We start from the raw sequence: 13,439 nt of genomic DNA, 5'->3' as shown, positions 1-13,439 counted from the left end.
ACATCCGCACCATAGGGCTCGGCTAGCTGCCGGTGGGCTCCTCCGGGTGATGCGCATAGTCCTCGCTGTGGTGCTTCGCACGCTCGGCCCGGACCAGGTCGTCGAGCCCGGCCGCCACGTCGCGCTGCCGCTCCTCGTCGGAGTGTTGATAGATCAGCGCGGCCTTCTCGGAGGACTGCCCGGCCCGGACCATCGTGTCCTTGAGGGTGGCGCCCGAGCGGGTCGAGAGAGTGTGGCCGGTGTGACGAAGGTCGTAGAAGCGAAAGCCGTCCGGAAGGCCGGCGGCGACACGAGCCCGACGCCACTTCCGGCCGAAGGACGTACGTCGAAAGGGCGCCCCTTTTTCCCCCACGAAGAGCAGGCCGTCAGGCCCCTTCTCGGCGAACCAAGCAAGATGCTGCCTCGCCTCCTTCCGCAGGAAGGCCGGGAGGACGACAGCTCGGACACCCGCATCGGACTTGGTCTCGCCAGGAGCACGCTTACCGTTGGTCCGTTCCGGTTCGGCGACGCGGACGCGGATGACGAGGTTGTCGAGGTCGACGTCCCGTCGGCGCAGGCCGGCCAGTTCCTCGGGCCGCATGGGGCCGTACGCGCCGAGGTAGACCATGAGCCGCCAGCGGATACCGATCGCGTCGGCGAGAGCGTCGACCTGGGCGACGGTGGCGATGCGCCGCTCAGCGGCGAACTCTTTACCCGCACCTTTGATCCGGCACGGATTGCGACTCACCAGGTCGTCATCAACCGCCGTCTCGAAGATGCCCTTGAGGAGGCGATACGCCTTGGCAACGGTGGTCTTGGCCTTGGTGGTGCGAAGCCGCTCAGCGCGCCATTCACGGACGCGGGGAGCGGTGATCTCGTCCAGGTCGAGCGCACCAAAGGTCGGAAGGATGTGGAGCCGTAGAAGGTGCTTGTACAGGTCTACGGTGCGAACGGCCAGCTCCCGCTCCTCGACCCACTTCTCCGCGTAGATACGGAAGTTGACGGCCCCCACGTCGGGAGCCCGCCAGTCCCCGCGGCTGAGATCCGCCTCGACCTGGGACAGCCAGACCTCAGCGTCCTTCTTCGTCTCGAAGGTCTCGTCCGCACGGATGCGCTCACCGTCGGGCCCGAGGTACGAAGCCGTCCAGGAGCCCGACCGGTACTGCCTCACCGCGCCGAAGCGGCGCCTCCTCCCCCGCGTGTTGGCCATCAGGCAGCCCTCCGAAGACCGGAGCGACGGAGCCGGATCGGCTCTACGGTGCGCGACGCGATGAACTCCGCGACCGCGCTCTCAGGGATGCGGACGTGCCGGCCAACCTTCACGTACCGGATGCGCCGCTCCTCGATCAGCCGCCGGGGGAAGCGGGCGGTCGTGCCGAGCAGCTCGGCGACCTGGTCGACGGACAGATAGCGCTCGGTCATGCGGTCGGTTCTCCTTCCGTTCCGGGAGCGGGTTCGAGGGACGCGGCGAGCCAGGTCTCACCAGCGCTGAGGCCTGTACCGGCGAAGACCCAGTGAGCGAGGACGAGCGTGCTGTCCGGGTCCTGCGCGATGGGGTTCGCCTGTTCTCGACGCCAGTCGGCACGAGCTGTGCGGAGTGCGCCGAGGGTGGTGGAGTAGCGGCGGGACTTGGTGGAGAAGTGGCCGCGAAAGCCGAGCATGTGGGCCCAGGCCTGGAGGCGGAGGTCTGCCAGTTCCTTGCGCCCGCCGAGGGTCCACGCCGTGCGGATCATGCGCCGGGCGTGGTCGGTCAGCTTGGCTTGCGCCAGCTCGGCGAGGAACCTGATCGGCCGGTCGAGGGTGCCGGTCGCTGTCTCGGCGCCCTTGGTCGCGTACTTGGCGATGTACGCCGCTACGGCCCGTTCGGTCAGCTCCTGGCCGCCGTCGAAGTCGGCGGTGCGGATGGTCCGGACGTCGAGTTGACGGCCGAAGGCGAAGGCGTGCGCGCGGTCGTCGATGACCGGGCCGTCGACTCGTGCCGTACGGGCGGCAGCGCCGATGGCGTCGGTGAGCAGTTCGGCGGTGGCCCAGGTGGGAGGGGCGGTTTCGCCGCCCTCGGGGCCGTCGAGGCGGACGACCGCATGGAAGTGGACGGCTCCGCGCTTCTGGTACTCGGCGACCTTGGCGAACGAGATGCGCGCGTGCTTACGGAAGGCGCGTTGGGTGAGGCCAGCGCGCTTGGCGACCTCTCGGCGCAGGTAGATGGAGAACCGACGCCAAAGAGCCCCGGCATGGGCGTTCCAGAGAACGGCCGCTTCGTAGTCGTACCTGTCAGGGGCGAGAGGTGTGCCCAGCGCTGCGTCCTCCTGGTCATGCCGAGTGCCGCAGCGGCAGACGCGACCGCTCGACGGACGGTTGTGGACCGGCCCGAAGCCCGGGGCAGTGAAGGTGGCGAACACACGCGGGTGGGTGCCGACTTGTTCGGGAGTGCCTTTTCCGCCGCGGAGTCCGGCGGTGATCAGGTGGTAGGTGTCACGTCGGTACGTCTCCGCGCAGGCTGCACAGCGTGTGGCACGGCGGTTGTTGCAGCGGATGAGGAGTTGACCAGCGGGGAGGGTGGCCGAGTCCAGGTGGTGCAGGGTGCGGCCGATCTCACCGGTTGCCTTGTTGATCTCGTATTCCGTGCGGTGGCCGTCGAGGCGTACGGGACGGGTACAGCCGCCCAGGCCGGACAGCTGCCGGGCCAGCTCGGGCATGGTGCCGAGGGAGGCCAGCATGGAGAGTTCCGCCAGCGGAGGCGGAGTCTGCCGGGTGATGATGGGAGTTCCTTTCGGCTGTTTCGCGGTTGGGAGGGACGGCCCCGGGGCGGCGGATGCTTGGCGGCGTTGTTGCCGCCCCGGTGGCCGGTCAGCGCCTGTTGGCGTCGTTGACGAGCGAGCGCAGGACCACGGCGGCGATGGCGACCGAGACAGCCGTGACGGCGACGGCCGCCAGGAGCGCGGTGAGGACGACGCCGACAACGACCACGGCAGCGACCGCTCCCACTCCGAGACCCACGTACGGAGCGACCGGGCGGCCGGCGGACGGAACGGCCGGAGCCTGTACGTGCTGCTGAGTGGTGACGGTGGTCGGCACGGGCGGAGCGTCGGGCAGCTTGGGGCGGAACATGGGGGACTCCTCTCAGTCGTTGGTGCCGTTGACGACGTCGACCCCGGAACGGGTGCCGGACTCGATGGCGGGGGCGAGGATCGTGTGCGAGAGCCAGAAGCCGAACAGGGCGATCACCGCGGCGACCCAGAGGCGTACGCCGAGGAACTTGATCGCGGCCCAGGCGACGACGCCCAGGACGAAGACGAGCGGCAGTGAGACGGTCACAGGGACTCCTCAGCGGTCAGGCGCGGCAGCGGTGGGTACGGGCGGCCAGCTCGGCGGCGGCGCGGCTGTCGTAGTCCGTGGAAAAGCCGCAGCGCGGAGCCGTACAGGCGGCGGTGTGCTTCTCGTGGCCCCGGCCGTCGTAGTACGTGGCGACCTGGACGGGGCCGATGCGGACGACGTTGCGGAAACGGCGGTTGGCGGGCATCAGGTGGCCTCCTTCGGGCTGTCGTGGCCATGACAGCGGTCGTGGTCGTCGTGGTTTTCTCCGGTGAAGTCGGCGACGTGGTCGGCGAGCCAGCGCAAGATCTCGTCGCCCTCGTAGCTGTCGGCGGCGAGGATCACGGGTTCGGCGATCAGCACGGCTTCGGTGAGGCGGTTCTGTCGGGTCAGCTCGGCGGCGCGCTTGAGTGCGCGGAGCGTGGTCGGGCGCAAGGTGGAAAGTCCTCCGGGGTCAGCTGAGTTGTGCGGCGATGGCTTCGGCGAGCGGCGCGGGTACGCCGAGGCGGGCGCGCAGGGTCGGGGTGTCGATGGCGGTTCCGGTCCGGGAGCGGTGTTCGTCGGCGACCTTGTGCGCGAGGGCGACGAGCGCGGGCGGGACGGACGGTTCTGAGGGCTGGGCAGGCTCCGGAGCCGTCGCCGCGGGGAGCTCGGGCGCAGTGACGGTCGTGGCGAACTCTGCTTCCTTCGTCGCCGGGCCCTCAGCCCTCGGCAGTGCTCCATGGGCGAGCAGAGTTCCGCCGAGGAAGGCGACGGCGGGCCATCCGGCGACGAGGATGCGGAGCCAGGCCGGCACGATGTCCAGGTTGAGCAGTCCAGCCGTGGCGATGTTGGCGCCGAGCGAGGCGGTGAGCGCGACGAGGAACCAGCACCACCCAGCCGCTTTCGCCTCACCGGAACGAAGTCGCTGCCAGGCCGCCACCATCAGCAGGTCGACGGAGACCGGGTAGGCCCACGCCTTCCATCCGTCCTGTCCGGCGGCCGAGGCCAGGTCGTGCAGGTGGGCGAAGGACAGCGCGGCAGCGATGAGCGCTTGGATGAGTACGGCGTCGAGGCGGACGGGCAGGGCACGCACGGGCGACTCCTTCCGAGTCCGTTTCGGGCATGGCGGGGGTAGGGAGTTGGCGCGGGACGGCCGCGCCAGCCGTTGAGGCGATGCCCTCAGTCGGCGACCGGGCGCAGGACGGCCATCGGTTCGGAGGCCGCTACTGACACCGGCGAGACCTAGGGTCGGAAGGGTGTCAGCGCCGGTATGTCAGGGGCGAGATGTGCCGTCTCACGGCAGGTGGCCGCAGCGTCGGCGAGGGTCATGTACGGAGTGCGGATGCGGGACCAGCCGCCGGAGGTGTCACCGACGACGGCCAGGCCGGGCAGTTCGGCCGCGATGGCGCAGGCGCCGCCGACAGCTTCCGGGGCGATGTCGCCGAGCGCCATTTTCGCGGAGGCTTCGTCGTTGACGCGGTGGCAGACCCGGCCGGAGAGCTGGGCCCGGAGCATGGTCGCGCCCTTGCCCAGTTCGGCCCCGAACCGCTGTCCGCAGACCTCCAGGTAGATGCCGGCAGCGCGGCCGAGCTGGGCGAGCCGGATGAGCTGCGTGACCATCTCGTCCCGCCGTTCCTCCTCCTTTCGTGTGGCGATGAGGAAGAGTTCGGCCACTTCGTCGATGAACAGCACGATGGGGGCCGGTCGTTCGCTCTCAGGCAGCCCCCAGATGTCCGAGGTGATCGACTCGTCCGGGGTGCCGGGCGCGACGCCCTGTCGGTCCTTGATCAGGTCGTACCGGTCCTCCATTTCCTTCACGAGCACAGGAAGCAGCCGAGCCGCCTGCCCCGGATCGGTTGCCAGCGCGGAGAGCCGGGCGGCGAACGGCGCCAGCTCAACACCGCGCTTGCAGTCGATGCCGACCAGGACCACCGGCTGAGCAGCGAGCCCTGTCAGCAGGTTGCGCAGGAACATGGACTTGCCCGACAGCGTGGCGCCGAGGACCAGTTCATGAGGTACGGCCCGGTAGTCCCGCACGAACGCAGTCGCGTCCTGCCTTAACGCCACAGGCACCCGCAGCAACCCACCGTCGATCCGGCGAGGCATCCGCACCTTGCGCAGTACATCGAAGCCGACGAGCCGCAGTTCTACGACGCCGGGCTTCACGTCCCGCACGTACACGGCGTGAACGCCCCAGGCGTGCCTCAGCCGTTCAGCCGAGGCCGCCACGTCCGCCGGTTCCTGGCCCGGAGCCAGCCGCAGCCGAAGTCGCAGACCGGTCGTGGTGGGCCGGATCATGCCCCGACGCGGAGGCACAGGCCTGACCTCACGGCGAGTCGTGACCTTGACGGCCAGTGCCCGCAGCCGAGACGGCGCGACCGTCAGACCGCACGCGTCCATGGTCGAGGAGTACGAGGCCATCAGCCGGACCACCGAGACCGGCAGCCCGACCGTGGACCAGTACGCCGCCGGGTGGGCGTGCCGGGCGTAAGCCGCACCGCCTATCGCAGCGAGCGACCCGCCCAGCTCGGCCAACGTCACCAGGTCGGTCACGTCGATCAACTCGCCTGGGCGACCGGGAAGGCGCCCGAAGTGATGGCCGCGGCCCGGTAGGCGATGCCGTGGCGCTGCTGGCCGTTGAACACGCTTTCCCAGGGCCTCGCGATCAGACCCGGCAGAGAGACAGGAGCACCGACGGTCAACCCGTCAGTCACACCACTCTCCGGGATGGTGACCTGAATCAGCGAGGACTCCCCCTCGTCGATGAAGACGACACCGACAGTCATCAGTGCCTCGCCGCTCACGGCGTCCTTGGCGATCTCACCGGTCTGCCGGTCACGCACCTTGGGCGACGCAGCTTCAGTGAGCAGGATCGTGGCGGACGAGGCGTCAATACGGATCACACGCACAGAGATTTCTCCTTCTGAGTGGATCAACTCGCCACATGACAAGTTGACTTAGCAAGTTCGAAGTTAGAGATGCCAGGTTGACTTGTCAAGTGATTGCCGAGGTGAACACGCCCCGGGCGGGGCTCAGTTCAGGCGGTAGGTGTCTTCCAGTTCCTGCCGGTCCGCGGGCAGCAGCACGTCGACGACCTGCAAGGCCTGCCCCGAGGTGTCGCAGGCGATCACCAGCACACTGAGGACGGGAACGCCGCCAGGGAGCTCCAGAAGTTCAGCTTCGCCGCCGTCCGGCAGGCGGGCCGAGACCCGTTCCGTCACGTGATCGAAGCGGACTTTCTTCCGCGTCTCCAGGTGCTCGCGGAGGCTGCCACTCAGTACCTCGGACGCCTCCAGCTCGGTCCCCTCGACCAGGCCGGCAGGGAAGTACGACGAGACGAGCTCAACCGCTTCACCATCCTCCTCGACGAGAAACCGGCGCACGAGAACCTTCGCCCGCTTGGGCAGCCCGAGCGCCGAGGCGACACGAGCAGGAACGGGCACATGCCCGACCTCGATCAAGCGGCCAGAGACTTGCGACTCGTCACGCTCCAGCGCTCCGCGGCCACGGCGATCCCGCTGCTCGACCACTTCGGGGCGACCTCGCACGATCGTGCCGTATCCCTGCCGGGACTCAAGCCAGCCGTCACGCTTCAGCAGTTCCAGCGCCCGCACGACGGTGGGGCGGGACATCCCGAAGGCCTGCACCAGCTGGTTCTCACTGGGCACCCGAGTACCGGGCGGGTACGTGCCGTCCTCGATGCGACCTTGGATGGTCTGCGCGAGGCGCACGTACTTCGGTGGCTCCACTTCATACGCCATGAACGCCGCCCGTCGGGATTGGCCAAGTCAACTGGTCAACCAGACTAGCGACACTTGCACAGTCACAGTAGAAGGGGGCCGAATCCTTCGTTCGACGGCCAGGCGCCGGCAACGACAGCGGACACCACGGTCCCGCCGAAGCGGCTCGGTCCGGAGTGCCACGAGTCGGCGATGGAGTCGACCAGGAGCAGGCCGCGCCCGTGTGCGTCGCTGGCTTCCGGGCGCCGCATGCGCACGTTCGCCGGGAACCCCGGATTGTGCACCTCGATGCGAAGCGAGGTCTCCACGCGGTACCACTCAACGCGCACCATCCAGGGTTCATCCGCCCGTCCGTAGAGAATCGCGTTGGTCACCAGCTCCGAGACCAGCAACGTGCAGTCGTCGATCGAGCAGGCCGGGTTGTACATGGCGATGAACTTCCGGAACCAGTTCCGCGCCCGCGGTACGGACTCCGGAGCCGGTTGAAAGATCATCGCCCCGAGTCGTGCGATGCCGAAACCGTCGCGGCCATCGGTGGTGTCATCCATCCGCGCTCACTCCTTGCCACTGCCGTCACAGTCGAGGCAGCGCCGTTTCGATGTGGCACGAACGCGATCGTTGGCCGTGGAGAGCGCCACCGCCGTACGGGACCCGACGCGTTTCCAACCGCGCCCCCGGCATCCACGGCAAGCTAATCGCGCGCCCTCGTCCGGTCGCTGACTCGTCACTCCGCGCCCCTCCCGATCCAAGTGGCCTTAGCCACTCGATGGATAGTGGCATTAGCCACTTGGACTATGCAAGCGGTTCGGCGCAACTACTGAGTTGTCAGATGAGCGGGTAACCCTGCTCGAAGGCCCAGCGGTGAGGCGGATAGGTGGCTTCGGCGAACTCCAACGGCCGGTCCTGGAGGTCGAAGACGACGTGATGAACGATCAGCACGGCCGCACCGGCCTTCAACTGCAGGTCGGTCGCTTCCTCTTCGGTGGCCGCCCGAGCACACATACGGTCCTCGGCATAGCTGCCCTGGCGCCCCGTCATCTCCTCGACATACATCAGCGTCCCCTGCTGAATCCGATCGGGATCCAGAAGCTTCGGCGCACGCTGGGCGACGTCCGGTGCGAACCACGAGGTAGACAGGGTGATCGGCCCGTCCTGGTTGTTGGTGACCCGTCGCCGGTGCACGGCCCGCCGGTCCTTCACCAGCCCCAGGGCTTCGGCCACATGATCCGGCGCATCCATCCAGCCGGCCGACGTGATCACCGCGTACTCACCGGGCGTGTAGATCTTCCCGGTCTGCCGGGCCCGGCCGTACAACTCACGGGCTCGCCGGTTGACTTCCAGGCTCCGCACGTACGTGCCCGACCCCTGACGCTTCTCGACGAGTCCCTGATGGCTCAACGCTTCCAACGACCGCGCGGCCGTGGGGCGGGAGACCTTCCAGTCCGCCGCCAACTGTCGCTCCGAGGGCACCTCGTCCCCCGGCCGCAGGTCTCCCCGAAGAATCTGATCGCGGATGAAGTGAGCGATCTGCAGATACTTCGGCTGAGCCTCCTCGATCTGAGGCATTCACCCTCCTCGTCCAAGTGGCTATGGCCTCTAGCCACTATAGAGTGAGTGGTCAACCCTCCACCCCGTACGCTGACCGCATGAAGCGGTTGATCGTCGCAGCAGGAGGAGGGGGCGACGCTGTCGCCGCCGCCATGCTTCACACCGCCCTCTACGGCGACGAGGACCAGGCGGTGATCCTCACGTACGCGTGGGACCGCCTGCTCGTCGATCCAGTGCCGGGCCCACGGGGACCGGACAACTTCACCGGCCTCCACCAGCTCACCCCGGCAGTCTGGACAGTGCCGGCGGACGCCCGCCCGATCGCACCAGCAGGGTCCACACTCCCGCGGCTCGCGGCAGAGCTCCCGCACACGTTCGCGCTGCTCGACCCGCACCACGGTGTCGAGGGCGTCACGCGCCAACTCGAAGAGCTGATCGACCACTTGTCGCCGGAGTCGATCGACCTGCTCGACGTGGGCGGCGACATCCTCGCGCGAGGCGACGAGCCGACGCTGAAGAGCCCGCTTGCGGACGCCCTCACGCTCGCTGCGTGCTGCCAGGTGAACGCACCCGTTCGGCTGCTGGTGGCCGGTCCCGGTCTCGACGGCGAACTGCCGGTCGCCGACTTGCGCGCCCTACTCGGCTCCCGCATCCACACCTTCACCCCGGCGGATGTGGAGTCGGTCAGCGCGGTCCTGGAGTGGCACCCGTCCGAGGCCACCGGCATGCTCGCCGCCACCGCCCGAGGCGTACGCGGCACCTGCGAAGTCCGGGACGCAGGCCTCCCCATCGCGCTCACGGACGAGGGCCCGACCGTCCACGAGGTCGACCTGGACGAGGCTGTCACCCGCAACCAACTGGCCCGCGCCATCATGGCAACAGAGACTCTGGACGAGGTCGAGGCGCACAGCCGGGAGATCTGCGGCTACTCGGAGATCGACTACGAACGCAACAAGGCCGCATGGCTCAAGGACCAGCCGCTCACGGACCTGGTCCCGCAGACCGTGTTGGCTCAACTCGACGAGTTCGAGGCCGAGGCCCGGCGTCGCGGAGTCACGCACACCACGTTCCGCCACCTCACCGAAGTGCTGGGCCTCAATGGCTCCCAACGCGAGGACCTGCGCCGACTCCTCATCGGCAACCGTCCAGAGCAGTACTCCGCCCCTTTGTGGCAGATCCCATGACGCATGCCAGCGGCTCTCGTCACCTCGATCTGCCCGAGCCCCACCACACGCTGACAAGTACCGACTGGGCTGCACTGGAGCACGCTTACGGACCTGCCACGGACGCGCCTACGAAGCTGGTCGCGCTCTGGGACCCCGATCAGAGCGTGCGAACAGAGGCGCTGGAGTATCTGTACGGCACCCTGCACCACCAGAACACCCTCTACAGCGCAACGGTGGCCACGGCCCTCTACGTGGCCGCAGTCCTCGCGGACCCGCGAACGGCCTGGAGTGTCGATAAGAGACGCAGTTCCTTCCCCGGGCCCATGCGCGCCGAACTGCTGTCCTGGATCGCTTCAGTCGCGAGCGAAGTCACCGAGGAGGCGGCGAAGACAAGCCGACAGGTCGGCTTCCCGCTCGACGACTACCCGCCGGCACTGGGAATCCTTGAGATACGCCCACTGCTGTTCACCGCAGCGCACGACGCGACGCACGATCCGGATCGCCACGTACGCGAAGCAGCGCTCACAGCCTGCATCCCTCTCCTGGACGATCCGAAACTACTCCACCACCGCCACGCCCTGGCGCCCTCGATCCGCGAAGTGCTGGGCACGAGCGACCTGTGGCAGCACCGCGAACGAGCCATCGACGCGCTGGACGCATGGGGCGAAGACTCCTCAGGACTCGAAGGCCAACGAAACCCCTTCGAATTCTGCGACACCGACCTGTCCCCCAACGACTCATCACCGTGGGAACGGATCTCCAGTTCCGGCGGATGCAGCGAGAAGCCACCGTTCTAACTGCTGGTGTCGCGGTCACTCATCCGCCGCCAGCCTGCCAAGCATCAACCGAGGCAAAGCAAGCCCCAGCGGTCCGACTGAGTTACAACTTTCTCTACGGGTTCAAGGCCCGGCTGCGCTCCGCTCCGCCGGGCGCGCTTTCGGCTCCGCCGCCCTGCGCGCTCATGCCTTCGGCCCGCGCTGCGGGCGCTACGCCGACGCGCGCCCACGGGTAGATAGACCGGTCTGATGAGTGGCGATCACCGCACGAACGCGGCCACGGTCACAGAGATGCCTCCGGCAGGGGCGCTCCGACTCTGGGATGGAGGGGGCGCCGCTCGCGAGTGCCGGCCGAGTGTGGCGTGCGCAGGGAGCTCCCATCCCGTCCACCGCCGACCCAGGCAGAGCCGAGCAGCCGCGGCCCAGGGCGTCAAGGTCGTTCGTACAGCGGCGCGCTCCACCTTGACGCCCTGAACCACGCCCGCTCCACGGTGTGTGGGTCGACGGCGGACGGGATGGGAGCCGGGGTGGGTGGTGAGGAAGGGCGGATATCGGGTGCGCGAAGTTGGTAGGCCGGGGGGTGTCTGAAACTTGGAGCAGATGGCGTAGGCAGATTGGTGCGATGGGCTGGAACCGGGGCGCATGGTTTTGCTGTTCTGTACTCACAGAGTGTTGTGAATTCCTACGCTTCGTCATTCCCATCGTTGAGTGGCGAGCATCCCCGGAGGGGCTGTGAGTGCGGAGATCGTGCAGTTGATGGAGCAGGCCGGGCCGTATCTGTCGGCGGCGGTGACTGCCTATGGTGCGGGCATTCTGCACCGGGCTGGGGACGCGGCACTCGACGCGGCGGTCGAGGAGACGGCAGGGCTGGGGCAGCGGATCGTGCGGCTGGTATGGCGTCGGCGGGATGCGGAGGGCCGGGCAGCACTGGAGCGGGCAGTGGACGAGGCCTCTGCGGAACCGGACGACACGGACGCAGCCGCCCTGCTGCGCCGTCAGATCAAGCTGGCACTGCGTGAGGATGCGGAACTGGCGCGTGAGGTGGCGGAGTTGCTGCCGACGCAGAGTGGGGTGACGGTGAACGTGTCGGGGACGCGTGCGATTGGCGCCCAGCACATTGGTATTGCTGCTTCCGGCGACAACACCACGATCCACCCGCCACGATCGTGAGTGAATCGGCCCTGGGGGAGCCGGCCCGGGTGAACGTGTCCGGTGAGCGGCCGATCGGGGCCGAGTCGATCCAGGTTGCTGTCAGTGGCGACAGCACCCGCGTCGTGGTCCTGCCGAAAGAGGTCGTGGAATCTGCGCTGACGGTGCAAGCACCCGCACAGGCTGGATACCTGCCAAAGTCGGCGTCAGGAGTGTTCGTCGGCCGTGAGACGGAACTGACCGCGTTGCGGGACACGCTGACAGGCGGAGGCTCGGCAGCAGTGGTTCAGCCTCAGCAGATTTCTGTCCAGACGATCAGCGGACTCGGAGGCGTGGGCAAAAGCGCCCTGGCCCTGCGCTACGCCACCCGCTTCCGCGGCGACTACAAGCTGGTGTGGTGGATCACCGCAGACTCCCCGGAGTCCATCGTCACCAGCCTCGCCGGAATCACCGAGCGGCTGTGCCTGCAATGGGCGCAAACGCTGGAACCAGACCAGCAGGCGGCATGGGCGATCACCTGGCTCCAGGCCCACCCTGACTGGCTTCTGATCTTCGACAATGTCGAGAACCCCGAACACCTCAGTCCTTACCTGGGCACCCTGTCCCAAGGCCACCACCTCGCGACCAGCCGTCGCGCGACCGGATGGCAGTCCCTAGCTCCCGTGGTCTCTCTCGGTCTGCTCCCTCCTGACGAAGCAACCGACCTGCTGTGCACCATCGCCTTCCCTCGCACCCCCGCCGACAGCCAGCAGCGGGAGGCTGCACAACGGCTCGCCCGTGACCTCGGATACCTGCCGCTGGCCCTGGAACAGGCTGGCGCCTACGTCTTCCGCACCGGCATCGACCTTGACACCTACCGCACCAACCTCGCACTCGTCCTGGACGAAAACCGCGACGCTCCGAGCCCTGAACAGACCGTAGCCCGGATCTGGGACCACACACTCAACGCCATCACCCGCCGCGATCCCTTGGCCGTCACCCTCCTCCAGGCCATGGCCTGGCTCGCACCCGACCACATCCCTCGCACACTCCTCGCCCCCCTCGCACCCCACCCCATCGCCCTGGCCAACGCCCTGGGTGAACTGCACGCCTACAACATGACTGCCTTCACTCCCGACCGCCAAGCCGTCACTGTCCACCGACTCGTCCAGACCGTGCTCCGCACACGCAGCCAAACCGAGCCACGCCAGGGCGATGCTCTGCCATCACCCCTGGGCCGCGTGGAAGCTGAACGTGCGGTGCAGCACGTTCTACCGAGCACATCCCAAGACGCTCAAGGTGATGACATCGCCGCCTGGGAACACCTGATCCCCCACGTTCTGGCCCTTGCCGAGACCGCCCCCACTAACGCCACTGCCTCAGTCGAAACCGCTGACGCCTACTACGAGAGCGCCCAGTACCTATACCACCAAGGCCGCGATGCACACACCATCACATTGCGCACGCAAGCGCTCGCCCAACGAGTGGAGGTACTCGGCGACACCCACCCCGACACCCTCGCCACCCGCCACAACCTCGCCGGCGCCTATCGGACGGCGGGGGATCTGGGCCGGGCCATCCCGCTGCTGGAAGCCACCCTCGCCCAGCAGGTGGAGGTACTCGGCGACACCCACCCCGACACCCTCATCAGCCGCAACAACCTCGCATACGCCCGGGAAGCGGCTGCATCTGTACGGCAACCTCGGTGACCACCACCAACTTTTAACCTCCTTCCAACACCCCGAGTAACCTGTGTGACCGTCATCGGTTGGTTTCTGTAGAGCTACGGCACAGAGGGTTGTGAAGTC

At 67.9% G+C, this 13,439-nt stretch carries 16 protein-coding genes and 1 pseudogene; 4 read left to right on the top strand and 13 right to left on the bottom strand.

Going from position 1 to position 13,439, the window contains the following annotated elements:
- Positions 1 to 22: 22 nt before the first annotated feature.
- The 13 genes and pseudogenes from C6Y14_RS19570 to C6Y14_RS19510 all read right to left on the bottom strand — a co-directional run bounded on the left by C6Y14_RS19570 (position 23) and on the right by C6Y14_RS19510 (position 8,579).
- A complete protein-coding gene (locus tag C6Y14_RS19570) occupies positions 23 to 1,189 on the bottom strand; it encodes a tyrosine-type recombinase/integrase (protein WP_107018018.1) in 1,167 nt (388 codons plus the stop codon).
- Positions 1,189 to 1,401 carry an excisionase family DNA-binding protein gene (locus C6Y14_RS19565; protein WP_107018017.1) on the bottom strand — a complete coding sequence of 71 codons (213 nt, stop codon included), beginning with the start codon at positions 1,399 to 1,401 and terminating at the stop codon, positions 1,189 to 1,191. The genes C6Y14_RS19570 and C6Y14_RS19565 overlap by 1 nt, the downstream gene beginning before the upstream one ends.
- A complete protein-coding gene (locus tag C6Y14_RS19560; protein ID WP_107018016.1) occupies positions 1,398 to 2,696 on the bottom strand; it encodes a replication initiator in 1,299 nt (432 codons plus the stop codon). Before C6Y14_RS19560 ends, C6Y14_RS19565 begins: the two co-directional genes overlap by 4 nt.
- A gap of 130 nt (positions 2,697 to 2,826) precedes the next feature.
- Positions 2,827 to 3,087: a SpdD protein gene (locus C6Y14_RS19555; protein WP_107018015.1), complete on the bottom strand. Its 261-nt coding sequence runs from the start codon at positions 3,085 to 3,087 to the stop codon at positions 2,827 to 2,829.
- A 12-nt stretch (positions 3,088 to 3,099) separates the two neighbouring features.
- Positions 3,100 to 3,294, bottom strand: coding sequence for a hypothetical protein (locus tag C6Y14_RS19550; RefSeq protein WP_107018014.1), 195 nt, complete (start codon positions 3,292 to 3,294; stop codon positions 3,100 to 3,102).
- A gap of 16 nt (positions 3,295 to 3,310) precedes the next feature.
- Positions 3,311 to 3,499, bottom strand: a complete 189-nt coding sequence (locus C6Y14_RS19545) for a mobile element transfer protein (protein ID WP_107018013.1) — start codon at positions 3,497 to 3,499, stop codon at positions 3,311 to 3,313.
- On the bottom strand, positions 3,499 to 3,726 hold the full coding sequence (locus C6Y14_RS19540; protein ID WP_107018012.1) for a hypothetical protein: 228 nt from the start codon (positions 3,724 to 3,726) through the stop codon (positions 3,499 to 3,501). Before C6Y14_RS19540 ends, C6Y14_RS19545 begins: the two co-directional genes overlap by 1 nt.
- A 19-nt stretch (positions 3,727 to 3,745) precedes the next feature.
- Entirely contained in the window at positions 3,746 to 4,366 is a 621-nt protein-coding gene (locus C6Y14_RS19535; protein WP_107018011.1) for a DUF2637 domain-containing protein, read from the bottom strand.
- 152 nt (positions 4,367 to 4,518) lie between these two features.
- Positions 4,519 to 5,826, bottom strand: a pseudogene (locus C6Y14_RS19530) (FtsK/SpoIIIE domain-containing protein); the annotation flags it as partial.
- Positions 5,827 to 5,831: 5 nt separating this feature from the next.
- The gene (locus C6Y14_RS19525) at positions 5,832 to 6,182 is read right to left on the bottom strand and encodes an SCO3933 family regulatory protein (protein WP_107018009.1); all 351 of its coding nucleotides are present in this window, start codon (positions 6,180 to 6,182) and stop codon (positions 5,832 to 5,834) included.
- Between the two features lie 123 nt (positions 6,183 to 6,305).
- The gene (locus tag C6Y14_RS19520; RefSeq protein WP_107018008.1) at positions 6,306 to 7,034 is read right to left on the bottom strand and encodes a GntR family transcriptional regulator; all 729 of its coding nucleotides are present in this window, start codon (positions 7,032 to 7,034) and stop codon (positions 6,306 to 6,308) included.
- Positions 7,035 to 7,096: 62 nt separating this feature from the next.
- Entirely contained in the window at positions 7,097 to 7,561 is a 465-nt protein-coding gene (locus C6Y14_RS19515) for an ATP-binding protein (protein WP_107018007.1), read from the bottom strand.
- Between the two features lie 277 nt (positions 7,562 to 7,838).
- Positions 7,839 to 8,579, bottom strand: coding sequence for a GntR family transcriptional regulator (locus tag C6Y14_RS19510; protein ID WP_107018006.1), 741 nt, complete (start codon positions 8,577 to 8,579; stop codon positions 7,839 to 7,841).
- Positions 8,580 to 8,659: 80 nt separating this feature from the next.
- On the opposite strand from C6Y14_RS19510, the gene C6Y14_RS19505 reads away from it, so the two are divergent.
- From C6Y14_RS19505 to C6Y14_RS19490, 4 genes are all read left to right on the top strand, one after another.
- Positions 8,660 to 9,745 carry a DUF1152 domain-containing protein gene (locus tag C6Y14_RS19505; RefSeq protein ID WP_107018005.1) on the top strand — a complete coding sequence of 362 codons (1,086 nt, stop codon included), beginning with the start codon at positions 8,660 to 8,662 and terminating at the stop codon, positions 9,743 to 9,745.
- Positions 9,742 to 10,524 (top strand): hypothetical protein, encoded by a 783-nt coding sequence (locus C6Y14_RS19500; protein ID WP_107018004.1) that lies wholly within the window; start codon positions 9,742 to 9,744, stop codon positions 10,522 to 10,524. The genes C6Y14_RS19505 and C6Y14_RS19500 overlap by 4 nt, the downstream gene beginning before the upstream one ends.
- Positions 10,525 to 11,235: 711 nt before the next feature.
- Positions 11,236 to 11,673, top strand: coding sequence for a hypothetical protein (locus C6Y14_RS19495; protein WP_225891163.1), 438 nt, complete (start codon positions 11,236 to 11,238; stop codon positions 11,671 to 11,673).
- A gap of 29 nt (positions 11,674 to 11,702) precedes the next feature.
- Complete coding sequence (locus tag C6Y14_RS19490; RefSeq protein ID WP_159074275.1) at positions 11,703 to 13,340, top strand: tetratricopeptide repeat protein; 1,638 nt, start codon at positions 11,703 to 11,705, stop codon at positions 13,338 to 13,340.
- Positions 13,341 to 13,439 lie beyond the last annotated feature (99 nt).

It is taken from the genome of Streptomyces dioscori (assembly GCF_003024195.1).
In the GTDB taxonomy this organism is placed as follows: domain Bacteria; phylum Actinomycetota; class Actinomycetes; order Streptomycetales; family Streptomycetaceae; genus Streptomyces; species Streptomyces dioscori.
Note: the sequence above shows the minus strand (reverse complement) of the source record. Positions and strands in the feature narration are given on the sequence as shown.